The sequence below is a fragment of the Streptomyces sp. NPDC002825 genome (assembly GCF_040295385.1).
Classification (GTDB): Bacteria; Actinomycetota; Actinomycetes; order Streptomycetales; family Streptomycetaceae; genus Streptomyces.
In genome coordinates, this window is sequence record NZ_JBEOVH010000004.1 from 149,491 (window position 1) to 173,348 (window position 23,858).

Sequence of the window (23,858 nt, forward strand, 5' to 3'; positions counted from 1 at the left end):
CCCCATGTCCTGGCTGTCCAGATTCAGCCTCGCGCAACGGGCCCTGATCGGGCTGATGTCCCTTGTCGCGCTCCTCTTCGGAGTCATCGCGATCCCGCAGCTGAAGCAGCAGCTGTTCCCCTCGATCGAGCTCCCGATGGTCTCGATCCTCGCCCCGTACCAGGGCGCCTCGCCCGACGTGGTCGAGAAGCAGGTCGTCCAGCCGATCGAGAACAACCTCAAGGCCGTCGACGGCATCAAGGGCATCACGTCCACCGCCTCCGAGGGCAGCGCCGTCATCATGGCCAGCTTCGACTACGGGGACGAGGGGACCAAGCAGCTCGTCGCCGACGTCCAGCAGGCCGTGAACCGGGCCCGGGCCACGCTGCCCGACTCGGTCGACCCGCAGGTGGTGGCCGGCTCCACCGACGACATCCCCACCGTCGTCCTCGCCGTCACCTCCGACAAGGACCAGCAGGCCCTCGCCGACCAGCTGGAGAAGACCGTCGTCCCGGTCCTCGAGGACATCGACGGCGTCGCCCAGGTCACCGTCGACGGCGTGCAGGACCTCCAGGTCTCCGTCACGCCCGACGACCGCAAGCTCGCGGCGGCCGGCCTGAGCCCGATGAAGCTCTCCGAGGCGATCAGGAACGGCGGCGGCACCATGCCCGCCGGCGCCTTCTCGGAGGCCGGCAAGAGCCGCACCGTCCAGGTCGGCGGCGGCTACACCTCGCTCCGGCAGATCGAGGACCTGCGGATCAAGCCCGAGAAGGGCAGGGCGGTCCGTCTCGGCGACGTCGCCACGGTCAAGCAGGAGGAGTCGCGCCGCGTCTCCATCACCCGCACCGACGGCAAGCCCAGCCTCGCCGTGATGGCCACCATGGACAAGGACGGCAGCGCCGTCGCCATCTCCGACGCCGTCCAGGACAAGCTGCCCCAGCTGCGCAAGGACCTCGGCGCGGGCGCCGAGCTGACCGTGGTCTCCGACCAGGGCCCGGCCGTCGCCAAGTCCATCTCCGGCCTCACCACGGAGGGCGCGCTCGGCCTCGTCATGGCCGTCCTCGTCATCCTGGTCTTCCTCGCCTCGCTGCGCTCCACCCTGGTCACCGCGGTCTCCATCCCGCTGTCGGTCGTCCTCGCCCTCATCGTGCTGTGGACCCGTGACCTGTCCCTGAACGTGCTGACGCTCGGCGCGCTCACCATCGCCATCGGCCGGGTCGTCGACGACTCGATCGTGGTCCTGGAGAACATCAAGCGGCACCTCGGCTACGGCGAGGAGCGCCAGGCCGCGATCATCACCGCGGTCAGGGAGGTCGCCGGCGCGGTCACCTCCTCGACGCTCACCACCGTCGCCGTCTTCCTGCCGATCGGTCTGGTCGGCGGCATGATCGGCGAACTCTTCGGCTCGTTCAGCCTGACCGTCACCGCCGCGCTCCTCGCGTCGCTGCTCGTCTCGCTCACGGTCGTGCCGGTCCTCTCGTACTGGTTCCTGCGCGCCCCCAAGGACACCCCGGAGGACCCGGAGGAGGCCCGCAGGCTGGCCGAGGAGAAGGAGAACCGGAGCCGGCTGCAGCGCGCGTACGTGCCGGTGCTGCGGTTCGCGACCCGGCGCCGCCTCACCAGCGTGGTCATCGCCCTCGTGGTGCTCTTCGGCACCTTCGGGATGGGCGGCCTGCTGAAGACCAACTTCTTCGACCAGGGCGAGCAGCAGGTCCTGACGGTCAAGCAGAAGCTGGCGCCCGGCACCAGCCTCGGCGCCTCCGACGAGGCCGCGAAGAAGATCGAGAAGGTCCTCGCCGACACCGAGGGCGTCAAGGACTACCAGGTCACCGTGGGCTCCTCCGGCTTCATGGCGGCCTTCGGCGGCGGCACCGGCTCCAACCAGGCCTCCTTCCAGGTGACCCTGGAGGACTCCGCCTCGTACGAGAAGACCCGCGACGCGATCGACGCGGCGCTCGGGAAGCTCGACGGCATCGGCGACACCTCCATCGCGGCCGGAGACGGCTTCGGCAACCAGGACCTGAGCGTGGTCGTCAAGGCCGGCGACCCGGCGGTCCTGAAGAAGGCCTCGGAGCAGGTCAAGAACGCGGTGGCGGAGCTGAAGGACGTCACCGACGTCCAGAGCGACCTGTCGCAGTCGGTGCCCCGGATCTCGGTGAAGGCCAACGAGAAGGCCGCCGACGCGGGCTTCGACGACACGACCCTCGGCATGGTCGTCTCCCAGGCGGTACGCGGCATCCCGGCCGCCAAGGCGACCCTCGACGACACCGAGCGGGACGTCCTGATCACCTCGGCCAAGCCGGCCACCACCCTGGCCGAGCTGAAGGCGCTGCCGCTCGGCCCGGTGAAGCTGGGCGACGTCGCCACCGTCGAGCTGGTGGCGGGACCGGTCTCCATGACCCGGATCGACGGCGCCCGCGCGGCGACGATCACGGCCAAGCCGACCACCGACAACACCGGCGAGGTCAGCGCGGCGCTGCAGAAGAAGATCGACGGCCTCGACCTCCCGGACGGCGCCACCGCCTCCATCGGCGGTGTCTCCGAGGACCAGGCCGAGGCGGCGAGCAGCATGGCCCTGGCGATGCTCGCGGCCGTCGCGATCGTCTTCATGCTCCTGGTCGCGACCTTCCGCTCGCTGATCCAGCCGCTGATCCTGCTGGTCTCCATCCCGTTCGCGGCGACCGGCGCCATCGGCCTGCTCGTCGCCACGGGCACGCCCATGGGCGTCCCGGCGATGATCGGCATGCTGATGCTGATCGGCATCGTGGTCACCAACGCGATCGTCCTGATCGACCTGATCAACCAGTACCGGGCCCAGGGCCTGGGCGTGGTCGAAGCGGTGATCGAGGGCGGGCGGCACCGTCTGCGCCCGATCCTGATGACGGCCCTGGCGACGATCTTCGCGCTGCTCCCGATGGCGCTCGGCGTCACCGGCGAGGGCGGCTTCATCGCGAAGCCGCTGGCCGTGGTGGTGATCGGCGGTCTGATCACCTCGACGCTGCTGACCCTGCTGCTCGTCCCGACGCTCTACGCGATGGTGGAGCTCCGCAAGGAGCGCCGGAGGCTGAAGAAGGCCGGGAAGGCCGCGGCGGACCTCGCGGAGGGCGTGGACAGCGTCCTGGACGTCCTGGGCGCCTGATCCGTACGCATGACGAAGGGGCGCCCCGCGAGTGCGGGGCGCCCCTTCCGTCGTCCGTACGGGAGAACCGCGACGGAGAACCGTGACGGAGAACCGTTACGGCAGAGCCAGCATCCGCTCAAGCGCCAGCTTGGCGAAGCTCTCCGTCTCCTTGTCGACCTGGATCTGGTTGACGAGGTTGCCCTCGGCCAGGGACTCCAGGGTCCACACCAGGTGCGGCAGGTCGATGCGGTTCATGGTCGAGCAGAAGCAGACCGTCTTGTCGAGGAAGACGATCTCCTTGCCCTGGTCGGCGTAACGGTTCGCCAGACGCCGGACCAGGTTCAGCTCGGTGCCGATGGCCCACTTGGAACCGGCCGGGGCCGCCTCCAGGGTGTTGATGATGTACTCGGTCGAGCCCACGTAGTCCGCGGCGGCGACGACCTCGTGCTTGCACTCGGGGTGGACGAGCACGTTCACGCCGGGGATGCGCTCGCGGACGTCGTTCACCGAGTCCAGCGAGAAGCGGCCGTGCACCGAGCAGTGGCCCCGCCACAGGATCATCTTGGCGGCGCGCAGCTCCTCGACGGTGAGCCCGCCGTTCGGCTTGTGCGGGTTGTAGACCACGCAGTCGTCCAGGGACATGCCCATGTCGCGCACGGCGGTGTTGCGGCCCAGGTGCTGGTCCGGCAGGAACAGCACCTTCTCGCCCTGCTCGAAGGCCCAGTTCAGGGCCCGCTCGGCGTTGGACGAGGTGCAGATCGTGCCCCCGTGCTTGCCGGTGAAGGCCTTGATGTCGGCCGAGGAGTTCATGTACGAGACGGGCACGACCTGCTCGGCGATGCCGGCCTCGGTCAGCACGTCCCAGCACTCGGCGACCTGCTCGGCGGTGGCCATGTCGGCCATCGAGCAGCCGGCCGCGAGGTCGGGCAGGACGACCTTCTGGTCGTCGCCGGTGAGGATGTCGGCCGACTCGGCCATGAAGTGGACACCGCAGAAGACGATGTACTCGGCCTCCGGCTTGGCGGCGGCGTCGCGCGCGAGCTTGAAGGAGTCGCCGGTCACGTCGGCGAACTGGATGACCTCGTCGCGCTGGTAGTGGTGGCCGAGCACGAAGACCTTGTCCCCGAGCTTCTCCTTCGCGGCGCGGGCGCGCTCCACGAGGTCCGGGTCGGAGGGCGACGGCAGATCGCCGGGACACTCCACACCGCGCTCGCTCTTCGGGTCGGCTTCGCGACCGAGCAGGAGCAGGGCGAGCGGCGTCGGCTGCACATCCAGGGGCTGGGCGGTGGTCACGTCACGCACCCTTTCTTCGGGGTCTTCGGGAAACGCTTTTCGTCGAAATGACGCTATCTATCATAACCGCTTCACGTCAGGATGACGATGGCCATAGTGTCGATGTGACGAATTCGCTGTCCGCGCTCCTGGACATGGTGTGCGAGCATGAAAGAGGGAAGACCCCACTCGGCCCGGAATGAATCCGGGGCACCGTCGGTTGCAACCGTCGGCAAGCAGTCTCCGTACACCACCGGGAGAGAAGCAGATGTCCGTATCGGACGAGAAGACCACTGTCAGCGACGGCATCCTCCTGTCCGACGCCGCCGCGGCCAAGGTCAAGGCCCTCCTCGACCAGGAAGGCCGTGACGACCTGGCCCTGCGCGTCGCCGTTCAGCCCGGCGGCTGCTCCGGCCTGCGTTACCAGCTGTTCTTCGACGAGCGTTCGCTCGACGGCGACGTCGTGAAGGACTTCGACGGCGTCAAGGTCGTCACCGACCGCATGAGCGCCCCGTACCTGGGCGGCGCGTCGATCGACTTCGTCGACACGATCGAGAAGCAGGGCTTCACCATCGACAACCCGAACGCCACGGGCTCCTGCGCCTGCGGCGACTCGTTCAGCTAAGCCTGTACGACCGTGAGGGCGGCGGCCCCGGGAACCCCCGGAGCCGCCGCCCTCACGCGTACCCGGGGACACCCCGGGGCCGTGCTCAGTGGCGCGGTACGGTCTGGCCGCTCGCCGCGTCCACCACGGAGCGGTCGCCCAGCGGGCTCTGCAGGGTCACGGTCAGCGTGATCTCCTTGGCGATCATGATGCAGGCCCGCCCGGGGTCGGACTTCTCGTCGATCCGCACGGTCACCTTCGCCGGGGTCTCCACGGCCTTCGCGGTGTACGTGCTGCACACCCCGCCCCAGAAGGTGACCGACAGCTTCCGGCCGTCCTCCGCCGTGCGATACGACTGGATCTGCCGGACCGGCGCCGTGCCCTGGTCCGGCGCGGGCTTCTCCGGCGGCGCCAGGTACTCGGGGGCCACCGCCGTCTGCGTCACCGTGTACGGCGCCGCGTCCACCGGGTCCGCCGTGAACAGCCAGGTCGGCACGAGCAGCCGCTCGCCCGCCACGTCCTTCGCCGCGAGGCCGAAGACGGCGGCCGTCACCGGGACCTCGGTCGGCGGGGCCGTGTCCACGATGGACTGGCAGGGCGCGGCCGGCTCGTCCTTGCCGTTCCCCTCGGTCTGCACGTCCGCCGGCGGGTCGGTCGCGCAGCCGCCGATGCCGACCGGGCCCGTGCCCTTCGAGTCCTCGTTCAGCTCCGCGAGCGCCTTCGCCGCCCCGATCACCGGGTACGTGGCGCCCTTCACCGGCTCCTTGAGCATCCCGCTCCCGGCGACCGGGCGGCCGTCCGGGCCGATGTGCAGCCCCGTCGACCAGCCGTAGGTCGGCAGGCCGCCGATCACCGGATCGGCGTTGACCACCCGCACCGAACCGTTCATCACCTGGGTCGCGGTCACCTTCGCGTCGTCCTGGCCGAGCGCCTTGAGGACCGGGACGGCCGCCGCCTTCGCCGCCGCCTCGCTCACCGGAGAACCACCGCGCGAGGGCTTCGCCTCTCCCGGCGGCGGGCACTCCTTGCCCTTGAGGCAGGAGTCGCCGACCGGGCCGCCGTCGTACCAGGAGTACGACCAGTTCCCGGGCGCCTTCCGGGCCACGTCGAGGCGCGGCCCCGAAGCGTCCTTCCCGGGCCCGATCGTCCACACGTCCCCGACCAGGGAGGGCCGGCCCTCGATGCCGAGCGCCTCCGCCAGCCTGGTCACCTCGGCCGAGGTGACCAGGCCCTCGGGCCGGTGGACCGCGGCCGAGGAGGGCCCATCGGGGAGGGGGCCCTTGGCTTTGTAGACCGTCCCGTTCGGCCCGCCGCCCGGGTCGGGCTCACCGGGGGCGATCCCGGGACCGCCTTCCGTACCGCCGTCGCCGCCCTCCAGACGCAGCGGCGGAGGCGACCCGATCGCGTCACCGGCCCGGCCCGCCTTGCCGGCCGCGGCGGCCGGGGTCGCCTCGCCGGGCGCCGTCGCCGCGACGGCGAGATAGACGCCACCGCCGCCGGCGAGCAGCACACCCGCCGCCACCGAGGCGGCGAGGACGTTCCGTCGCCTCCGTACGTTCTCCGTACCGCTCACCGCAAAGCTCCCTCGTCTCGACCGGACGTCGATGGGACGGAGCGGAGGGGCGGACGGTTCCGTCCGTCAGCCGCCGTACTCGGCGGTGGCGTCGATCAGCCGGGCCGAGGCCGCCGGAACGACCACCCCGTGGATCGCCGCCGGCGAGACCGGTACGGGTTCGGGGGAGACCGGAGTGACCCAGTGGGGGGCCATCCGAGCGCCGTCCCCGCGCAGCTGGGCGAGGCTCAACTCGGACTCGTGTCGCTCTCGGGGAGCGGGGTACATGGTCATGGGCGCACCGTATGCACCGCACCACTCCGGGGAAAAGGCCTACTCTGGGGTAGTTTCCACTGTTCGGCAGGGCGCGCCCCACCCGGTAGCGTGAACTGTCATTACCGCCTTCCCGCAGGAGCACCCCGCCGTGCGTATCGCAGTCACCGGCTCCATCGCCACCGACCACCTCATGACCTTCCCCGGCCGGTTCGCCGACCAACTGGTGGCCGACCAGCTCCACACGGTGTCCCTCTCCTTCCTCGTCGACAACCTCGACGTCCGCCGCGGCGGCGTCGGCCCCAACATCTGCTTCGGCATGGGCCAGCTCGGCGGCAACCCGATCCTGGTCGGCGCGGCCGGCTACGACTTCGACGAGTACCGCGCCTGGCTCGACCGGCACGGCGTCGACACCGGCTCGGTGCGGATCTCCGAGGTCCTGCACACCGCGCGCTTCGTCTGCACCACCGACAGGGACCACAACCAGATCGGCTCCTTCTACACCGGCGCCATGAGCGAGGCCCGGCTCATCGAGCTCAAGGCCGTCGCCGACCGCGTGGGCGGCCTCGACCTCGTCCTCATCGGCGCCGACGACCCCGAGGCGATGCTGCGCCACACCGAGGAGTGCAAGGCCCGGAAGATCCCCTTCGCGGCCGACTTCTCGCAGCAGATCGCGCGGATGGACGGCGAGGAGATCCGGACCCTCCTCGACGGCGCGACGTACCTCTTCTCGAACGAGTACGAGAAGGGGCTCATCGAGTCCAAGACCGGCTGGACCGAGGCGGAGATCCTCTCCCGCGTCGGCCACCGCGTCACCACGCTCGGCTCGCGCGGCGTGCGCATCGAGCGGGTCGGCGAGACGCCCATCGAGGTCGGCTGCCCCGAGGAGACGGCCAAGGTCGACCCGACCGGCGTCGGCGACGCCTTCCGCGCGGGCTTCCTGACGGGTCTGTCGTGGGGCGTCGGGCTCGAGCGGGCGGCGCAGGTCGGCTGCATGCTGGCGACGCTGGTCATCGAGACGCTGGGGACGCAGGAGTACACGCTGCGGCGGGCGCACTTCATGGAGCGCTTCACGAAGGCGTACGGCGACGAGGCCGCGACGGAGGTCCACGCCCACCTGTCCTGACCCGAACCGACCGCGGACGGCGCCCACCCCCGTTGTGGGCATGCGTTCCTCCCCCAGACTTCGTCCGGGAGGTGCCCCCAGGGCGGAACGGGTGGGCACAACGGAACGGCGCCCCTGCCGGCGCCAGAGGCTTACGTGCCTGGACCCGCACCCCGTGCGCCGAAGCCGGTGGTGCGGGCCAGGGCGCGGAACGCGGAGGCGCCGCTGAAGGGCGCCGTCCCGTGTGCCCACCCGTCCCGCCCTGGGGGCACCTCCCGGACGAAGTCTGGGGGAGGGACGATTGCCCACACGGGCGTGGGCGCCGTCCCGCACGGGCGCGGGCCCACACGGGCGTGGGCGCCGCCCATACAGGAGGCGGATCGAGGCGCCGCCCGGCGCGGGCGCGGCCCCGGTGGCTACGACGCGCGGCGGACCACGTACGCCACGCCCCCCCGAGGCGACACCTCCTCACCCACGTACTCCTGCCCCCGCATCTCGCACCACGCCGGAATGTCCAGCCGCGCCGCCTCGTCGTCCGACAGCACCGTCACCGTCCCGCCCACCGGCACGTCCCCGATCACCTTCGCCAGTTCGATCACCGGAATCGGGCACCGCTTGCCCAGGGAGTCCACGACGAGCGACCCCGAGGGCGCCGCGGCGACCGGTACGGCCGCGGGGGCCCCGAGCCGTTCCCGTACCCCCGCCACCACCCCCGGGAGCACGGCGAGGAAGCGGTCCACGTCCTCCTCCGACGTGCCGGCCGGCAGCGACACCCGGACGTTCCCCTCGCTCAGCACCCCCATCGCGCGCAGCACATGGCTGGGCGTCAGCGTCGAACTCGTACACGACGAACCGGATGAAACGGAGAAACCCTCCCGGTCCAGCTCGTGAAGGAGCGTCTCCCCGTCGACGTACAGGCAGGAGAAGGTGACGAGGTGGGGGAGCCGGCGCACCGGGTCGCCCACCACCTCCACGTCCGGCACCAGCTCCGGCACCCGCGCCCGGATCCGGTCCACCAGGGCCCGCAGCCGCGCCCCCTCGGTGGCCGCCTCCGCCCGGACGGCCCGCAGGGACGCCGCGGCCGCCACGATGGCCGGCAGGTTCTCGAACCCCGGCGCCCGCCCCGACTCCCGCTCGTCCGACGGGCCTTGGGGCGCGAACCGGACGCCCTTGCGCACCGCGAGGAGGCCGACCCCCGCCGGACCGCCCCACTTGTGCGCGCTCGCCGCGAGCAGCGACCAGCCGCCCTCGACCGGACCCCAGCCCAGCGACTGGGCCGCGTCCACGAGCAGCGGCACCTCCGCCGCCCGGCAGGCCTCGGCGACCTCGGCCACCGGCTGCTCGGTCCCCACCTCGTGGTTGGCGGACTGGAGGCAGGCCAGGGCCGTGCCGGGGCCGAGCGCCGCGGCGAACGCGGACGCGTCCACCGCGCCCGAGCGCCCCACCGGCACCTCGGTCACCGTGCCGCCCGCCGCCGCGTGCGTCTCTCCCGCGTGCAGGACGGAGGAGTGTTCGACCGCCGAGACGACGAGCCGGTTTCCGACACGCCGACGCGCCGCGAGCGCGCCGGAGATTCCGGCGTGAACCGCGCGCGTCCCCGAAGGAGTGAATACGAGCTCGTCCGGGCGGCACCCCACGGCCTCCGCCGCGGCCTCCCGGGCCGCGTCGAGCAGCAGCCGGGCCCGCCGTCCCTCCCGGTAGAGCCGGGCCGGGTCGGCCCAGCCCTCGTCCAGGGCGGCGAGCAGAGCCTGACGGGCGACGGGGTGCAGGGGAGCGGCGGACGCGGCGTCGAAGTACGGCATCCACCCACGGTAGAACGCACCGCCCCACCACCAGGCTCCGGGCACCCCGGGCGCACCCCGTGCCCCGCGCTGCTCCGGGCACCCCGGGCCCACTCCCTGCTCCGCGCCGCTCCGGTCGCCCGGGCACACCCCGTGCCCCGCGCCGCTCCGGCCGCCCGGGCGCATGCCGTGCCCCACGGTCAGGCCCCACGGCACATGGAGGCCGCGCGCCCGGGGCGTCCCGGCCCGCCGAGGCTCTTCCCCCACCGCCCTGCAGGCCCCGCCCCGCCCAGGCTCACCCCCCCACACCTGGAGTCCCCGCCCCGCCGAAGCTCGCCCCTACACCTGGAGGCCCCGCGCCCCGCGCGCCCTTCCCGCAGGGGCCCGGCCCCCTCGCCCGGCGGAACCCCGCGCCCCCGCGCACCCCGCCGACGCCCGCCCCCCTGCCCCAGCTGACACCCCGTGGCCCCCACCCCCACCCCCGATGAGCCCCCGTCAGAACCCGGCCCCGGCGCGTCGGCAGACGGCCGAACGGGCGTTCCCGGACCCCCTCCGGAAGGCCGGAGTCCACCCCTTCGGGGACTCGGACGGCGCGTTGGGCACCCTCCCCGCGCGACCCCAAATAGCGTCCAGTAGGGTTTGGTCCGCATAAACATCCAAACCCCTGCCCGCGGCCGGGGCGGCGACCGACCAGCGAGACGGACGGCCGTGGCCGACCAACGCGGGCCGAGACTCTCGGGAAGGCGCTACGTGAGTCCCAACGGCTCCGACCGCTCGTCGCGGCGCCCGATGCGGCGGAAGCTGCCGCAGGTGCTGACTGCGGGCCTGATCCTGGCGACAGCCACGGGCTGCTCGTACAACTGGGAAGACTTCCCCCGCCTTGGCATGCCCACCCCCGTCACGGAAGAGGCGCCTCGGATCCTCTCCCTGTGGCAGGGCTCCTGGGCCGCCGCCCTCATCACGGGCATCCTGGTGTGGGGCCTGATCCTCTGGGCCACCATCTTCCACCGGCGCAGCCGGACCAAGGTCGAGGTACCTCCGCAGACCCGTTACAACATGCCCATCGAGGCGCTGTACACGGTCACCCCGCTCATCATCGTCTCGGTGCTCTTCTACTTCACCGCGCGCGACGAGTCGAAGCTCCTCGAGCTCACCCCGAAGCCGGCCCACACGATCAACGTGGTCGGCTACCAGTGGAGCTGGGGCTTCAACTACGTCGAGGACGTGCCCGGTGTGAAGGGCGACGCCAAGACGGACAAGAACCTCGCCACGATCCCGGACAAGTACCTCGCGGACTTCCCGGCGAACGCGGGCGGTGTCTACGACGCCGGCATCCCCGGCGACCGGAACCCGCAGACCGGCAACCCGGGCCCGACCCTGTGGCTGCCGAAGGGTGAGAAGGTCCGGTTCGTCCTGACCTCGCGTGACGTCATCCACTCGTTCTGGGTGGTCCCCTTCCTCATGAAGCAGGACGTCATCCCGGGTCACACCAACTCCTTCGAGGTGACTCCGACGCAGGAAGGCACCTTCCTCGGCAAGTGCGCCGAGCTGTGCGGTGTCGACCACTCCCGGATGCTCTTCAACGTCAAGGTGGTCTCTCCGGAGCGCTACCAGCAGCACCTGAAGGAGCTGGCCGAGAAGGGGCAGACCGGCTACATCCCGTCCGGCATCGAGCAGACGGACCCGGCTAGGAATGCGGAGAAGCACCAACTGTGAGCATCCACAACGAAACCCAGGGTGCCGCCGCAGCTGAGGACTCGTACGAGAACGAGCTGCCCGTACGGCGCAAGCAGCCCGGCAACGTGGTCATCAAGTGGCTCACCACCACGGACCACAAGACCATCGGTACGTTGTACCTGGTCACGTCGTTCGTCTTCTTCTGCATCGGCGGTCTCATGGCGCTCTTCATGCGCGCCGAGCTGGCCCGTCCGGGTACGCAGATCATGTCGAACGAGCAGTTCAACCAGGCGTTCACGATGCACGGCACGATCATGCTGCTGATGTTCGCGACGCCGCTGTTCGCCGGATTCGCGAACTGGATCATGCCGCTGCAGATCGGCGCGCCCGACGTGGCGTTCCCGCGGCTGAACATGTTCGCGTACTGGCTGTACCTCTTCGGCTCGATCATCGCGGTGGCCGGCTTCCTCACCCCGCAGGGTGCGGCCGACTTCGGCTGGTTCGCCTACTCCCCGCTGTCGGACGCCGTCCGCTCGCCGGGTGTCGGCGCCGACATGTGGATCATGGGTCTGGCCTTCTCCGGCTTCGGCACGATCCTCGGTTCGGTCAACTTCATCACCACGATCATCTGCATGCGCGCTCCGGGCATGACGATGTTCCGCATGCCGATCTTCACCTGGAACGTGCTGCTGACCGGTGTCCTGGTCCTGCTCGCCTTCCCGGTCCTGGCGGCCGCGCTGTTCGCCCTGGAGGCGGACCGCAAGTTCGGTGCCCACGTCTTCGACGCGGCCAACGGCGGAGCGTTGCTCTGGCAGCACCTCTTCTGGTTCTTCGGACACCCAGAGGTGTACATCATCGCCCTGCCGTTCTTCGGCATCATCTCCGAGGTCATCCCGGTCTTCAGCCGCAAGCCGATGTTCGGCTACATCGGTCTGGTGGCCGCGACGATCGCGATCGCCGGTCTGTCCGTGACCGTGTGGGCGCACCACATGTACGTCACCGGTGGCGTGCTCCTCCCGTTCTTCTCCTTCATGACGTTCCTCATCGCCGTACCGACCGGCGTGAAGTTCTTCAACTGGATCGGAACGATGTGGAAGGGCTCGCTGTCCTTCGAGACCCCGATGCTCTGGGCCGTCGGCTTCCTGATCACCTTCACCTTCGGTGGTCTGACCGGCGTCATCCTGGCCTCGCCCCCGATGGACTTCCACGTCTCCGACTCGTACTTCGTCGTGGCGCACTTCCACTACGTCATCTTCGGCACCGTCGTCTTCGCGATGTTCTCCGGCTTCCACTTCTGGTGGCCGAAGTTCACCGGCAAGATGCTCGACGAGCGCCTCGGCAAGATCACGTTCTGGACGCTGTTCGTGGGCTTCCACGGCACGTTCCTGGTGCAGCACTGGCTCGGTGCCGAGGGCATGCCGCGTCGTTACGCGGACTACCTCGACGCCGACGGCTTCACCGCGCTGAACACGATCTCGACGATCTCCTCGTTCCTGCTCGGCCTGTCGATCCTGCCGTTCTTCTACAACGTCTGGAAGACCGCCAAGTACGGCAAGAAGATCGAGGTCGACGACCCGTGGGGCTACGGCCGTTCGCTCGAGTGGGCGACGTCCTGCCCGCCGCCGCGGCACAACTTCCTCACCCTGCCGCGGATCCGTTCGGAATCCCCGGCGTTCGACCTGCACCACCCTGAGATCGCCGCTCTCGACCAGCTCGAGAACAAGCCGCACGAGGCCGCGGCCCTCACGGGCAGCAAGGAGGCCGGCAAGTGAAGATCCAGGGCAAGATGTTCATCTGGCTGAGCGTCTTCATCCTTGCCATGGCGATCCTCTACGGCGTCTGGTCCAAGGAGCCGGTCGGTACGACGGCGCTCTTCCTGGCCTTCGGCCTGGCCATCATGATCGGCTACTACCTGGCCTTCACGGCCAAGCGTGTCGACGCGATGGCGCAGGACGACAAGGAGGCCGACGTCGCGGACGAGGCCGGTGAGGTGGGCTTCTTCGCCCCGCACAGCTGGCAGCCGCTCTCGCTGGCCGTCGGTGGCGCGCTCGCCTTCCTCGGCATCGCCATGGGCTGGTGGATCCTGTACTTCTCCGCCCCGCTGATCCTCGTCGGCCTGTTCGGCTGGGTCTTCGAGTTCTACCGCGGCGAGAACCAGAACCAGTAGCGGTACCCCGCTCCGCACCGGAGCACACCGAGGGGCCCGGACGCTTCGTCACCGAAGCGTCCGGGCCCCTCTTTTGCAGCACTCGGCGCGCCGGTCGCGAGGAACGTATCTAGCGTGAAGTCATGAACGACACGCCGCGCATTCGGACTGTTCTGAGCTGCACTCTTCTGGCCGTCACCGTCACCGCGGGTGCCACCGCGTGCGCCGGCTCGGACAACCACCCGCTGTCGGAGAAGGCCTACGACGCGGCCGACCAGCTCGCGGTCAACGCCCCCGCCGACGGCGCCAAGGCGGACCCCGAGAAGCCCCTGGAGATCACCGCCAAGGACGACGACGCCCGGATCACCGACGTCACCGCCACCGACGCCTCGGGGCACCACCTGGCCGGCGAGCTCACCGCGGACGGGCAGCGCTGGCGCTCCACGGCCGCCCTGGCGGCCGGCGCCCGCTACACCGTCCGGGTGGCCACCGAGGACGAGGACGGCGCCCCAGGCGCCCGTACGTTCACTTTCGAGACGGCTCCGGCCAAACGGGCCCTCACCGCCACCTTCGGGCCGGAGGCGGGCACGTACGGCGTCGGACAGCCGATCACGGCGGAGCTCAGCCTCCCCGTCAAGGACCGCTCGGCCCGCGCGGTCGTCGAACGGGCCCTCAAGGTCCGCTCCACGCCCTTCGTCGAGGGCTCCTGGTACTGGGTGGACGACAAGAAACTGCACTTCCGTCCGAAGGAGTACTGGCCGGCCGGCGCGCTCGTCACGGTCACCGGCAACCTGGACGGCCTCAAGGTCGGCGACAAGCTCTACGGCGGCGCCTCCAAGCCGCTGAAGCTCACCATCGGCGACCGGATCGAGGCCGTCGCGGACGCCGCGTCGCACTACATGACGGTGAAGCGCAACGGAGAAGTGATCAACACCATTCCGGTGACCACCGGCAAACCGGGCTTCTCCACCCGAAACGGCATCAAGGTCGTGCTCGGCAAGGAGTACTACGTCCGGATGCGGGGCACCAGCATCGGCATCGCGGAGGGCAGCTCCGACTCGTACGACCTGCCCGTGTACTACGCCACCCGGGTCACCTGGAGCGGGGAGTACGTCCACGCCGCGCCCTGGTCCGTGGGCTCGCAGGGCGTCGAGAACGTCAGCCACGGATGTGTCGGCATGTCGACGGAGAACGCGGCCTGGTTCTTCGAGACCGTCCGTCCCGGAGACATCGTCCGCGTCGTCAACAGCTACGGCGACGCGATGGACACCTTCGGCAACGGCTTCGGCGACTGGAACATGGAGTGGGCCAAGTGGCGCCAGGGCAGCGCCCTGGTGGAGGCCGCCGGAAACCCGGTGACCCCCACCGAGAAGGCCCGTCTCAGGCCCTCGATCTGAGCGGCGACGCGCCCGGCGGCTCAGGCGTCGATCGACAGGCGCGAGCGCAGCAGCGCCGCCAGGGACGCCGCGAACTCGACCGGTTCCACCGGAAGGGTGACCGCGGCGTCCGCGCGGCTCCAGGTGGCCAGCCAGGCGTCCTGGGGCCGCCCGATCAGCAGGAGCACCGGCGGGCAGCGGAAGACCTCGTCCTTGATCTGCCGGCAGACGCCCATGCCTCCGGCGGGCACCGCCTCGCCGTCGAGCACGCACACGTCGATCCCGCCCTCGTCCAGGCGCTTCAGGACCGCCGGCAGCGTCGCGCACTCCACGAACTCGACCGGGGGAACGTCGGTCGCGGGCCTGCGTCCGGCCGCGAGCCGCACCTGCGCGCGGGTGTTCGCGTCGTCGCTGTAGACCAGGACCGTGGCACTCGACTGCATCGTTCCTCCGTGGGGAAGTCCGTGGGAAGGTCGTCGATCGATGCGCCGGATGCTACTCCGGTCCACACCCCGTCAACACCCGTTCAACACCTGTTCGAACGGGGCTGCGGGGCCCTCCCGCTGGGCCGTTCGGGCTGGACACACCCCCCTGACACTCCGAACGGCACCCCCCGGAGTGAGGGCGGGATAAGCGACCGACATAATGTCGGTCGTGGCGACAGTAACGACAGTAGAAACAGGGCACGCGCACCCGTCGGTCAATCGACCGAACCTCACCAGCGTCGGAACCATCATCTGGTTGAGCTCCGAGCTGATGTTCTTCGCGGCCCTCTTCGCGATGTACTTCACCCTGCGATCGGTGACGGGTCCCGAGTTCTGGGCGGAAAAGGCCTCGGCCTTGAACTTCCCCTTCTCGGCGACCAACACCACGATCCTGGTGCTCTCCTCCCTCACCTGCCAGCTCGGCGTCTTCGCCGCGGAGCGGGGCGATGTGAAGAAGCTCCGGACGTGGTTCATCATCACGTTCGTGATGGGTGCGATCTTCATCGGCGGCCAGGTCTTCGAGTACACCGAGCTGGTCAAGAAGGACGGCCTCTCGCTGTCCTCGGACCCGTACGGCACGGTGTTCTACCTGACCACCGGCTTCCACGGCATGCACGTGACGGGCGGTCTCATCGCCTTCCTGCTGGTCCTGGGCCGGACGTACGCCGCCAAGAGGTTCACCCACGAGCAGGCAACCGCCGCCATCGTCGTGTCCTACTACTGGCACTTCGTCGATGTCGTCTGGATCGGCCTCTTCGCCACGATCTACATGATCAAGTAATCGGCTCCGCCTCCACGGCGGACCGAGACATCCAGCAAGCATCGACGCAGAAGATCCTGACACCGGGGTAATCCGTGAAAAAGCTCTCCGCACGACGACGCCATCCGCTGGCGGCGGTCGTCGTCCTACTTCTCGCGCTGGCGGCCACGGGGGGGCTGTACGCCGCGTTCGCGCCCGCGGGCACGGCGAAGGCCGATGAAACCGCCCAGTCCCTCGCCATCGAGGAGGGCAAGAAGCTCTACTCCGTCGGCTGCGCCAGCTGCCACGGAACCGGCGGTCAGGGCACCTCTGACGGCCCGTCCCTCGTCGGCGTCGGCTCGGCCGCGGTCGACTTCCAGGTCGGCACGGGCCGCATGCCGGCCCAGCAGCCGGGCGCCCAGGTCCCGAAGAAGAAGGTCATCTACTCGCAGGCTGAGATCGATCAGCTCGCGGCGTACGTCGCCTCTCTCGGTGCCGGCGCGATCACGCCGACCGAGGGCCAGTACAGCCCCGAAGGTGCCGACATCGCCAAGGGTGGCGAGCTGTTCCGCACCAACTGTGCCCAGTGCCACAACTTCACCGGTGAGGGTGGCGCGCTGACCTACGGCAAGTACGCCCCGAGCCTCGAGGACGTGGCCCCGAAGCACCTCTACGAGGCCATGCAGACCGGCCCGCAGAACATGCCGTCCTTCCCCGACACGACGATGCCGGAGAAGGAGAAGAAGGACATCATCGCGTACGTCCAGGCCGTCAACAGCGACAAGTCCGAGAGCCCGGGCGGTCTCAAGCTCGGTGGCCTCGGCCCCGTCAGCGAAGGCCTGTTCGCCTGGGTCTTCGGCCTGGGCGCGCTGATCGCAGTTGCCATCTGGGTCGCGGCCCACACCGCTAAGGCCAAGAAGTCATGAGTAGCCAAGAGATTCCAGAAGAGACCCTGCCGGCAGGGCAGGACGCCGCGCACGGCGCGGTGAAGGTCGCCGACGACCCGTTCGCCGACCCGGGCCTCCCGCCCCACAAGCCCCGCATCCAGGACATCGACGAGCGGGCCGCCCGTCGGTCCGAGCGCGCGGTCGCCTTCATGTTCACGCTGTCGATGCTGGCCACCGTCGGCTTCATCGCCTCGTACGTGATCTTCCCGGTCGACAAGATCGTGTACATCTGGCCCTTCGGTCACGTGTCCGCGCTCAACTTCGCCCTGGGTCTGACCCTCGGTGCCGCCCTCTTCTTCATCGGCGCGGGCGCGGTCCACTGGGCCCGCACCCTGATGTCCGACGTCGAGGTCGCCGACGAGCGTCACCCGATGGCGGCGTCGCCCGAGGTCAAGGCGAAGGTCATGGCGGACTTCGCGGCCGGTGCCGCGGAGTCGGGCATGGGCCGCCGCAAGCTCATCCGCAACACGATGTTCGGCGCGCTGTCGCTCGTACCGCTCTCCGGCATCGTCCTGCTGCGTGACATGGGCCCGCTGCCCGAGAAGAAGCTCCGGTCCACGCTGTGGACCAAGGGGCTCCAGCTCATCAACATGAACACGCACGAGCCGCTCCGTCCCGAGGACGTCGCGGTCGGCTCGCTGACCTTCGCGATGCCCGAGGGCCTCTCGGAGCACGACGAGCACTTCCAGACCGAGATCGCCAAGGCCGCCCTGATGATCGTCCGGATCCAGCCGGAGGACATCAAGGACAAGCGCGAGCTCGAGTGGTCCCACCAGGGCATCGTCGCGTTCTCGAAGATCTGCACCCACGTCGGCTGCCCGATCTCCCTGTACGAGCAGCAGACGCACCACGTGCTCTGCCCGTGCCACCAGTCCACCTTCGACCTCTCCGACGGCGCCCGCGTCATCTTCGGCCCGGCCGGTCACGCCCTTCCGCAGCTGCGGATCGGCGTGAACGACAAGGGCTTCCTCGAGGCGCTCGGCGACTTCGACGAGCCCGTCGGTCCTGCCTTCTGGGAGCGCGGATGAGCACCGTGACCACGAGTAAGAAAGCACCCGCCGGTGAGCGGGTCGCGGACTGGGCCGACGGCCGCCTGGGGATCTACACGCTGGCCAAGGCCAACATGCGGAAGATCTTCCCGGACCACTGGTCCTTCATGCTGGGCGAGGTCTGCCTCTACAGCTTCCTCATCATCATCCTGACGGGCGTCTATCTGACGATGTTCTTCCACCCGTCGATGAACGAGGTGGAGTACGTCGGACCGTACGTCCCGCTCCAGGGACAGCTGATGTCCGAGGCGTTCAACTCGACCATGCACATCTCCTTCGAGGTGCGCGGTGGTCTGCTGATCCGGCAGATCCACCACTGGGCGGCGCTGATCTTCCTCGCCGGCATGTTCGTGCACATGATGCGCGTGTTCTTCACCGGCGCGTTCCGCAAGCCGCGTGAGATCAACTGGCTGTTCGGCTTCCTGCTGTTCTTCCTGGGCATGTTCACCGGCTTCACCGGTTACTCGCTCCCGGACGACCTGCTCTCCGGCACCGGTGTCCGCTTCATGCAGGGCGCGATCCTGTCCGTGCCGGTCATCGGCACGTACCTCTCGATGTTCCTGTTCGGCGGCGAGTTCCCCGGCGGCGACTTCGTCGCCCGGTTCTACTCGGCGCACGTGCTGCTGCTGCCCGGCATCATGCTGGGTCTCGTGGTCGCCCACCTCATCCTGGTGTTCGTCCACAAGCACACGCACTTCGCCGGCCCCGGCCGGACGAACGACAACGTCGTGGGCATGCCGCTGCTGCCCGTGTACATGGCGAAGGCCGGAGGCTTCTTCTTCCTGGTCTTCGGTCTCATCGCGGTCATCGCGGCGGTCGCCTCGATCAACCCGATCTGGGCCATCGGCCCGTACCGTCCGGACCAGGTGTCCACCGGCGCCCAGCCCGACTGGTACATGGGCTTCGCCGAGGGTCTGATCCGTGTCATGCCGGGCTGGGAGATCAACCTGTGGGGCCACACGCTGGTCCTCGGCGTGATGATCCCGCTCGCGATCTTCCCGGCGGTCCTCGCCGCGATCGCGGTCTACCCGTTCATCGAGTCGTGGATCACCGGCGACAAGCGCGAGCACCACATCGCGCAGCGCCCGCGCAACGCTCCGACGCGCACCGCCTTCGGCGTCGCCTGGATCACCGCGTACATGATCATGCTCGTGGGTGGTGGAAACGACCTCTGGGCGACCCACTTCCACCTGTCGCTGAACTCGATCACCTGGTTCGTGCGGATCTTCTTCTTCGTCGGCCCGGTCCTCGCGTTCATCGCCACCAAGCGGATCTGCCTCGGCCTCCAGCGCCGCGACAAGGACAAGGTGCTGCACGGCCGCGAGTCGGGCATCATCAAGCGCCTGCCGCACGGTGAGTTCGTCGAGGTCCACACGCCGCTCAGCCAGGGCGAGCTGCACCGCCTCACGGCGCACGAGCAGTACGAGGCCGCGGAGCTTCCGCCGGCCGTCGACGAGAACGGCGTGGAGCGCAAGATCGGCCGCATGGAGAAGCTCCGGGTCAAGCTCAACAAGGGCTACTACGGCGACGACAGCCAGATCGCCAAGCCCACGGTCGAGGAGTACAAGGAGATCCAGAGCGGCCACGGCCACCACTGATCACCCTTGAACACCTGACCATGTAGGTGTCGCCACGGCGAGAGCCCCGTCCATTCGATGGACGGGGCTCTTTGCCGTCCCCGGAGGTCGATAGGGTGGAACCGTATCCGTCACGTGATCATCACAGGAGCTGCCATGAGCGCTGCGACCCCCGCTGGAGGACCTACGTCGGCGGGCCGCTCCTGGCCCGTCCTGCTGAACGGGCTCCTCGACGGCCACGACCTCACCGCCGACGACACGGCCTGGGCGATGGACCTGATCATGAGCGGTGAGGCGACCGACGCGCAGATCGCCGGCTTCATGGTGGCCCTGCGCGCCAAGGGCGAGACCGTGCAGGAGATCGCCGGCCTCGTCCGGACCATGTACGAGCACGCCAACGTCATCGAGGTGCCGGGCCGGACCGTCGACATCGTCGGCACCGGCGGCGACGGCGCCAAGACGGTGAACATCTCCACGATGGCGTCGATCGTCGTCGCCGGGACCGGCGCCAAGGTCGTCAAGCACGGCAACCGCGCCGCGTCCTCCGCCTCCGGCTCCTCCGACGTCCTGGAGAAGCTCGGCGTCAACCTGAACCTGACCCCGCAGCGGGTCGCCGAGGTCGCCGACGAGGCGGGCATCACCCTCTGCTTCGCGATCAAGTTCCACCCCTCGCTGCGGCACGTCGCCGCTGCCCGCGGCCAGCTGGGCATCCGGACCACCTTCAACGTCCTCGGCCCGCTGACCAACCCGGCCAAGGTGCGGGCCCAGGCCGTCGGCGTCGCCGACCCGCGCATGGCGCCGGTCGTCGCCGGGGTCTTCGCCGAGCGCGGCAACTCCGCCCTCGTCTTCCGCGGCGACGACGGCCTGGACGAGCTGACCACCACCTCCACCTCCCGGGTCTGGGTGGTCCGGGACGGCGGCGTCACCGAGGAGCGCTTCGACCCGCGGGACGTCGGCATCGACCTCGTGCCCCTGGAGGCGCTGCGCGGCGAGGACGCCTCGTACAACGCCGACGTCGCCCGCCGGCTGCTCGCGGGGGAGACCGGTCCGGTACGGGACGCGGTGCTGCTCAACGCGGCCGCGGCGCTCACCGCCCTGGACCCCGGCACGGGCACCCTCGCGGAGCAACTGGCCGCGGGCATCGCGAAGGGGGCCGAGGCGATCGACTCCGGCGCGGCCCAGCGGTCCCTGGAGCGGTGGATCGCCGCCACCCACCGCTGAGGCGCCCCGCGCGGCCCCGTCCGGCATACGGACGGGGTTGCGCGTCGTCGATCAGCTGAACTACGTTCTGTACCAGGTCATGAGTGACAGCCCTCAAGCCCCGGCTGGCTGTCCGGCAACCCTCCGTCCGTGGCGGGGTGCCCCGGGTGAAGACCAGGTCGTACGGCAGAAGCCTGCGGCAAGCGCGGACCCCTGCGCGCCACCCTGGGGTCCTTGGTCCTCTAGGGAGCGGTGTCTCGTGAGCAAGCGAATGCGTTAGGGCCCTTCCGGCCCCTTCTCTCCACCCTCACACCCGTACGCGGCACCCGTCTGTGCGCTGCCCTGCGGGCCCTTTCACGCCTTTTCGCGCCCTTTTTATGCCGGGAGACACCGTCATGTCCGCACGCCCGAACGCCGCCACCGTCGACACCTCCGCCGCCGAGTCCGCCGACCCCTGCTGCGCCGCCCCGCTGCCGGTTCTCGGCCGGGACGTCACCGTCCCGCTCGTCACCGGCGGCGAAGTGACCTACGCGGCCCTCGACTACGCGGCCAGCGCCCCCGCCCTCCAGCGCGTGTGGGACGACGTCGCCGCGTACGCCCCGTACTACGGCAGCGTCCACCGCGGCGCCGGCTACCTCTCCCAGCTCTCCACCGACCTCTTCGAGAACAGCCGCGTCACCGTCGCCGAGTTCCTCGACTGCCGCCCCGACGACCAGGTCGTCTTCACCCGCTCCACCACCGACTCGCTCAACCTGCTCGCCGCCGCCGTCCCGGCCGGCTGCCAGGTCTTCGTCTTCGAGACCGAGCACCACGCCTCCCTGCTGCCCTGGAGGGACGCCCGCGTCACCTACCTCAACGCGCCGCGCACCCCGGAGCAGGCCGTCGAGACCCTGGAGCGCGCCCTCGCCGACCGCGACCCCATTGGCCCCGCCCTGGTCTGCGTGACCGGCGCCTCCAACGTCACCGGCGAGCTGTGGCCGGTGAAGGAACTGGCCGCCGCCGCGCACGCGCACGGCGCCCGGATCGTGCTCGACGCCGCCCAGCTGGCGCCCCACCACCCGGTCTCCGTACGGGAGTTGGACGTGGACTGGGTCGCCTTCTCCGGGCACAAGCTGTACGCGCCCTTCGGCTCCGGCGTGCTCGCCGGCCGCGCCGACTGGCTGCAGGATTCCGAGCCCTACCTCGCGGGCGGTGGAGCGTCCCGCAAGGTAGCCCGTCGGGCCGATGGTGGTGTGGACGTGGAGTGGCACACCACCGCGGCCCGGCACGAAGCCGGTTCGCCGAACGTCATCGGCGTCTACTCGATCGCCTCCGCCTGCAAGGCGCTCACCGAGGCCGGCTTCGACTCCCTCGTCGCCCGCGAGCAGCACCTCATCGCCAAGGTCCGCGAGGGACTGGCCGACGTGCCCGAGGTGCGGGTGCTCTCGCTCTTCGGCGACGACGCGTCCCGCGTGGGCGTCATCTCCTTCGTCGTGGACGGCTGGAACAGCTCCCACTTCGCCGCCGCGCTCTCCGCCGAGTACGGCATCGGCGTCCGCGACGGCCTGTTCTGCGCCCACCCGCTGGTGCGCACCCTGCTCGGCAGCGACCCGCAGGACCCGGGCGAGTGCGGCGCCCCCGAGGCGAACCCGGGCGAGAGGTCCCTCAACGCCATCCGGGTGAGCTTCGGCGCCGGTACGCCGGACGAGCACGTGGACCGGTTCGTCGGCGCCGTGAAGGAGCTCGTCCGGGACGGCGCGCAGTGGAAGTACCGCACCGAGGACGGCCGCTGCGTCCCGGACCGTGGCTGATTGCTCACTCGTACGGGTGAAGGGGGCCTCCCGGTCGGGAGGCCCCCTTCGGTCGTGCCGCGTGCCCCGTGTCAGGACTCCAGACCGATGGCGAAGGCCGCCTCCAGGTCGTGCTGGGAGTAGGTCCGGAAGGCGACGTGCGTGTCCGTGGCCTCGACGCCCGGGATCTTGCTGATCCGGCCGGGGATCACGTCCGCCAGGTCGTCGTGGCGCGGCACCCGGACCATGGCGATCAGGTCGTACGTACCGGTGACCGAGAAGACCTCGCTGACGCTGTCGAGCGCGGCGATCGACTCGGCGATCTCGGGGATGCGGTCCACGCTGGTCTTGATGAGCACGATCGCGGTGATCACGGCTGGCTTTCTCCCTCGGTCGCCGCGGCTTGGGCTTTCACTCTATCCCCACCGCGGAAGCGCACCCAGGCGTAGAGGAAGCCGACGGAGAAGCCCACGACATGGGCCAGATAGGCGACGCCGGGCCCCGCGCCCGCCTCCCGGGCGGCCAGCCACTGGAGCGTGAACCAGAAGATCAGCACGATCCAGGCGGGGAAGCGCAGCGGCAGGAAGAAGAGGAAGGGGAAGAGGCTGGTGACCCGGGAGCGGGGGAAGAGGAAGAGGAAGGCCCCGAGCACCGCGGAGATCGCCCCGGACGCCCCGACCAGGGTCTGCTCGCTGTCCGCGTGGGCCAGCGCGTACCCGGACAGGGCGATGTAGCCGGTCCCCAGGTAGAAGAGGCAGAACTCGACGGCGCCCATGCGCTCCTCGGCCATCGCGCCGAAGACGTACAGGAAGAGCATGTTGCCCAGCAGATGGAGCCAGCTGCCGTGGACGAAGAGCGCGGTCAGCGGGGTGAGCAGGGCGCGCGGGTCGCCGCCGGTCAGGTCGGCGGGGACGACGCCCCAGCGGCGGAAGTAGGCGCCCTGGGCGGCCAGCAGCTCGTCGCCCGTGCCGTACCCGGGGTTGATCCCGGAGACCGGACTGATGACGAAGAGCAGGCAGCAGGCGGCGATCAGTCCGTAGGTCACCGTGGGTCCGCCGCGGGTGCCCCGCCAGGCACCGAGGACCGCGCCTCGCCAGTCGATCATGGACAGATCATGGCGTACCGGGGCCGAAGTGGACAGAGTGCCTCGCCGTGCCCCTGCCCGGCCGTGAGGCCGTAGGGTTACGGGCACACCACCGCAGTTCG

General features: G+C 70.0%; 20 protein-coding genes and 1 riboswitch. Of the genes, 13 read left to right on the top strand and 7 right to left on the bottom strand.

Annotated elements, in window-relative coordinates; translation table 11 throughout:
- Positions 1-4 precede the first annotated feature (4 nt).
- Positions 5-3,118, top strand: coding sequence for an efflux RND transporter permease subunit (locus ABT041_RS07415; protein ID WP_351180453.1), 3,114 nt, complete (start codon positions 5-7; stop codon positions 3,116-3,118).
- A 96-nt stretch (positions 3,119-3,214) separates the two neighbouring features.
- On the opposite strand, the gene nadA is transcribed toward ABT041_RS07415, so the two are convergent.
- Positions 3,215-4,393, bottom strand: a complete 1,179-nt coding sequence (nadA, locus tag ABT041_RS07420; RefSeq protein WP_225798756.1) for a quinolinate synthase NadA — start codon at positions 4,391-4,393, stop codon at positions 3,215-3,217.
- Positions 4,394-4,640: 247 nt separating this feature from the next.
- Here nadA and ABT041_RS07425 point away from each other — a divergent pair, with 247 nt between their 5' ends.
- Complete coding sequence (locus tag ABT041_RS07425; RefSeq protein ID WP_018848827.1) at positions 4,641-4,997, top strand: HesB/IscA family protein; 357 nt, start codon at positions 4,641-4,643, stop codon at positions 4,995-4,997.
- Between the two features lie 85 nt (positions 4,998-5,082).
- On the opposite strand, the gene ABT041_RS07430 is transcribed toward ABT041_RS07425, so the two are convergent.
- The gene (locus tag ABT041_RS07430) at positions 5,083-6,549 is read right to left on the bottom strand and encodes a hypothetical protein (RefSeq protein WP_351180458.1); all 1,467 of its coding nucleotides are present in this window, start codon (positions 6,547-6,549) and stop codon (positions 5,083-5,085) included.
- Between the two features lie 66 nt (positions 6,550-6,615).
- On the bottom strand, positions 6,616-6,822 hold the full coding sequence (locus ABT041_RS07435) for a hypothetical protein (RefSeq protein WP_351180461.1): 207 nt from the start codon (positions 6,820-6,822) through the stop codon (positions 6,616-6,618).
- Positions 6,823-6,952: 130 nt separating this feature from the next.
- On the opposite strand from ABT041_RS07435, the gene ABT041_RS07440 reads away from it, so the two are divergent.
- A complete protein-coding gene (locus ABT041_RS07440) occupies positions 6,953-7,927 on the top strand; it encodes a carbohydrate kinase family protein (protein WP_351180464.1) in 975 nt (324 codons plus the stop codon).
- A 395-nt stretch (positions 7,928-8,322) separates the two neighbouring features.
- On the opposite strand, the gene ABT041_RS07445 is transcribed toward ABT041_RS07440, so the two are convergent.
- Complete coding sequence (locus ABT041_RS07445; protein WP_351180467.1) at positions 8,323-9,708, bottom strand: cysteine desulfurase/sulfurtransferase TusA family protein; 1,386 nt, start codon at positions 9,706-9,708, stop codon at positions 8,323-8,325.
- A 729-nt stretch (positions 9,709-10,437) separates the two neighbouring features.
- Here ABT041_RS07445 and ctaC point away from each other — a divergent pair.
- The 4 genes from ctaC to ABT041_RS07465 all read left to right on the top strand — a co-directional run bounded on the left by ctaC (position 10,438) and on the right by ABT041_RS07465 (position 14,907).
- Positions 10,438-11,403 carry an aa3-type cytochrome oxidase subunit II gene (ctaC, locus tag ABT041_RS07450; RefSeq protein WP_351180470.1) on the top strand — a complete coding sequence of 322 codons (966 nt, stop codon included), beginning with the start codon at positions 10,438-10,440 and terminating at the stop codon, positions 11,401-11,403.
- Positions 11,400-13,136: an aa3-type cytochrome oxidase subunit I gene (gene ctaD / locus ABT041_RS07455; RefSeq protein ID WP_351180473.1), complete on the top strand. Its 1,737-nt coding sequence runs from the start codon at positions 11,400-11,402 to the stop codon at positions 13,134-13,136. Before ctaC ends, ctaD begins: the two co-directional genes overlap by 4 nt.
- On the top strand, positions 13,133-13,531 hold the full coding sequence (locus tag ABT041_RS07460) for a cytochrome c oxidase subunit 4 (protein WP_190157189.1): 399 nt from the start codon (positions 13,133-13,135) through the stop codon (positions 13,529-13,531). Before ctaD ends, ABT041_RS07460 begins: the two co-directional genes overlap by 4 nt.
- Before the next feature lie 122 nt (positions 13,532-13,653).
- A complete protein-coding gene (locus ABT041_RS07465) occupies positions 13,654-14,907 on the top strand; it encodes a L,D-transpeptidase (RefSeq protein WP_351180478.1) in 1,254 nt (417 codons plus the stop codon).
- A 20-nt stretch (positions 14,908-14,927) separates the two neighbouring features.
- On the opposite strand, the gene ABT041_RS07470 is transcribed toward ABT041_RS07465, so the two are convergent.
- Positions 14,928-15,329, bottom strand: coding sequence for a DNA-binding transcriptional response regulator (locus ABT041_RS07470; RefSeq protein WP_351180481.1), 402 nt, complete (start codon positions 15,327-15,329; stop codon positions 14,928-14,930).
- Between the two features lie 202 nt (positions 15,330-15,531).
- Between ABT041_RS07470 and ctaE the strand changes: the two genes are divergently transcribed.
- The 6 genes from ctaE to ABT041_RS07500 all read left to right on the top strand — a co-directional run bounded on the left by ctaE (position 15,532) and on the right by ABT041_RS07500 (position 22,673).
- A complete protein-coding gene (gene ctaE, locus ABT041_RS07475) occupies positions 15,532-16,152 on the top strand; it encodes an aa3-type cytochrome oxidase subunit III (protein WP_351180484.1) in 621 nt (206 codons plus the stop codon).
- Positions 16,153-16,226: 74 nt separating this feature from the next.
- Entirely contained in the window at positions 16,227-17,036 is an 810-nt protein-coding gene (gene qcrC / locus ABT041_RS07480; protein WP_351180487.1) for a cytochrome bc1 complex diheme cytochrome c subunit, read from the top strand.
- Complete coding sequence (gene qcrA, locus ABT041_RS07485; RefSeq protein WP_351180490.1) at positions 17,033-18,085, top strand: cytochrome bc1 complex Rieske iron-sulfur subunit; 1,053 nt, start codon at positions 17,033-17,035, stop codon at positions 18,083-18,085. The genes qcrC and qcrA overlap by 4 nt, the downstream gene beginning before the upstream one ends.
- Complete coding sequence (gene qcrB / locus ABT041_RS07490; RefSeq protein WP_351180493.1) at positions 18,082-19,704, top strand: cytochrome bc1 complex cytochrome b subunit; 1,623 nt, start codon at positions 18,082-18,084, stop codon at positions 19,702-19,704. The genes qcrA and qcrB overlap by 4 nt, the downstream gene beginning before the upstream one ends.
- 135 nt (positions 19,705-19,839) lie before the next feature.
- Complete coding sequence (trpD, locus tag ABT041_RS07495; RefSeq protein WP_351180496.1) at positions 19,840-20,904, top strand: anthranilate phosphoribosyltransferase; 1,065 nt, start codon at positions 19,840-19,842, stop codon at positions 20,902-20,904.
- 75 nt (positions 20,905-20,979) lie between these two features.
- Positions 20,980-21,095: riboswitch (SAM riboswitch) on the top strand.
- A gap of 183 nt (positions 21,096-21,278) precedes the next feature.
- Positions 21,279-22,673 carry an aminotransferase class V-fold PLP-dependent enzyme gene (locus tag ABT041_RS07500; protein WP_351180499.1) on the top strand — a complete coding sequence of 465 codons (1,395 nt, stop codon included), beginning with the start codon at positions 21,279-21,281 and terminating at the stop codon, positions 22,671-22,673.
- Positions 22,674-22,744: 71 nt separating this feature from the next.
- Here ABT041_RS07500 and ABT041_RS07505 read toward each other — a convergent pair whose 3' ends face one another.
- Together ABT041_RS07505 and ABT041_RS07510 are read right to left on the bottom strand one after the other, a co-directional pair.
- Positions 22,745-23,026 carry an Lrp/AsnC family transcriptional regulator gene (locus ABT041_RS07505; RefSeq protein ID WP_017238849.1) on the bottom strand — a complete coding sequence of 94 codons (282 nt, stop codon included), beginning with the start codon at positions 23,024-23,026 and terminating at the stop codon, positions 22,745-22,747.
- Positions 23,023-23,757, bottom strand: coding sequence for a rhomboid family intramembrane serine protease (locus ABT041_RS07510; RefSeq protein ID WP_351180502.1), 735 nt, complete (start codon positions 23,755-23,757; stop codon positions 23,023-23,025). The genes ABT041_RS07505 and ABT041_RS07510 overlap by 4 nt, the downstream gene beginning before the upstream one ends.
- Positions 23,758-23,858 lie beyond the last annotated feature (101 nt).

Excerpts from the sequence above, each read along its gene's own strand:
- ABT041_RS07415 (WP_351180453.1), top strand. The coding sequence starts at position 5 with ATGTCCTGGCTGTCCAGATTCAGCCTCGCGCAACGGGCCCTGATCGGG.
- ABT041_RS07425 (WP_018848827.1), top strand. The coding sequence starts at position 4,641 with ATGTCCGTATCGGACGAGAAGACCACTGTCAGCGACGGCATCCTCCTG.
- ABT041_RS07435 (WP_351180461.1), bottom strand. The coding sequence starts at position 6,822 with ATGACCATGTACCCCGCTCCCCGAGAGCGACACGAGTCCGAGTTGAGC.
- ABT041_RS07445 (WP_351180467.1), bottom strand. The coding sequence starts at position 9,708 with ATGCCGTACTTCGACGCCGCGTCCGCCGCTCCCCTGCACCCCGTCGCC.
- ABT041_RS07465 (WP_351180478.1), top strand. The coding sequence starts at position 13,654 with ATGAACGACACGCCGCGCATTCGGACTGTTCTGAGCTGCACTCTTCTG.
- ABT041_RS07470 (WP_351180481.1), bottom strand. The coding sequence starts at position 15,329 with ATGCAGTCGAGTGCCACGGTCCTGGTCTACAGCGACGACGCGAACACC.
- ctaE (WP_351180484.1), top strand. The coding sequence starts at position 15,532 with ATGTCGGTCGTGGCGACAGTAACGACAGTAGAAACAGGGCACGCGCAC.
- qcrA (WP_351180490.1), top strand. The coding sequence starts at position 17,033 with ATGAGTAGCCAAGAGATTCCAGAAGAGACCCTGCCGGCAGGGCAGGAC.
- qcrB (WP_351180493.1), top strand. The coding sequence starts at position 18,082 with ATGAGCACCGTGACCACGAGTAAGAAAGCACCCGCCGGTGAGCGGGTC.
- trpD (WP_351180496.1), top strand. The coding sequence starts at position 19,840 with ATGAGCGCTGCGACCCCCGCTGGAGGACCTACGTCGGCGGGCCGCTCC.
- ABT041_RS07500 (WP_351180499.1), top strand. The coding sequence starts at position 21,279 with ATGTCCGCACGCCCGAACGCCGCCACCGTCGACACCTCCGCCGCCGAG.
- ABT041_RS07510 (WP_351180502.1), bottom strand. The coding sequence starts at position 23,757 with ATGATCGACTGGCGAGGCGCGGTCCTCGGTGCCTGGCGGGGCACCCGC.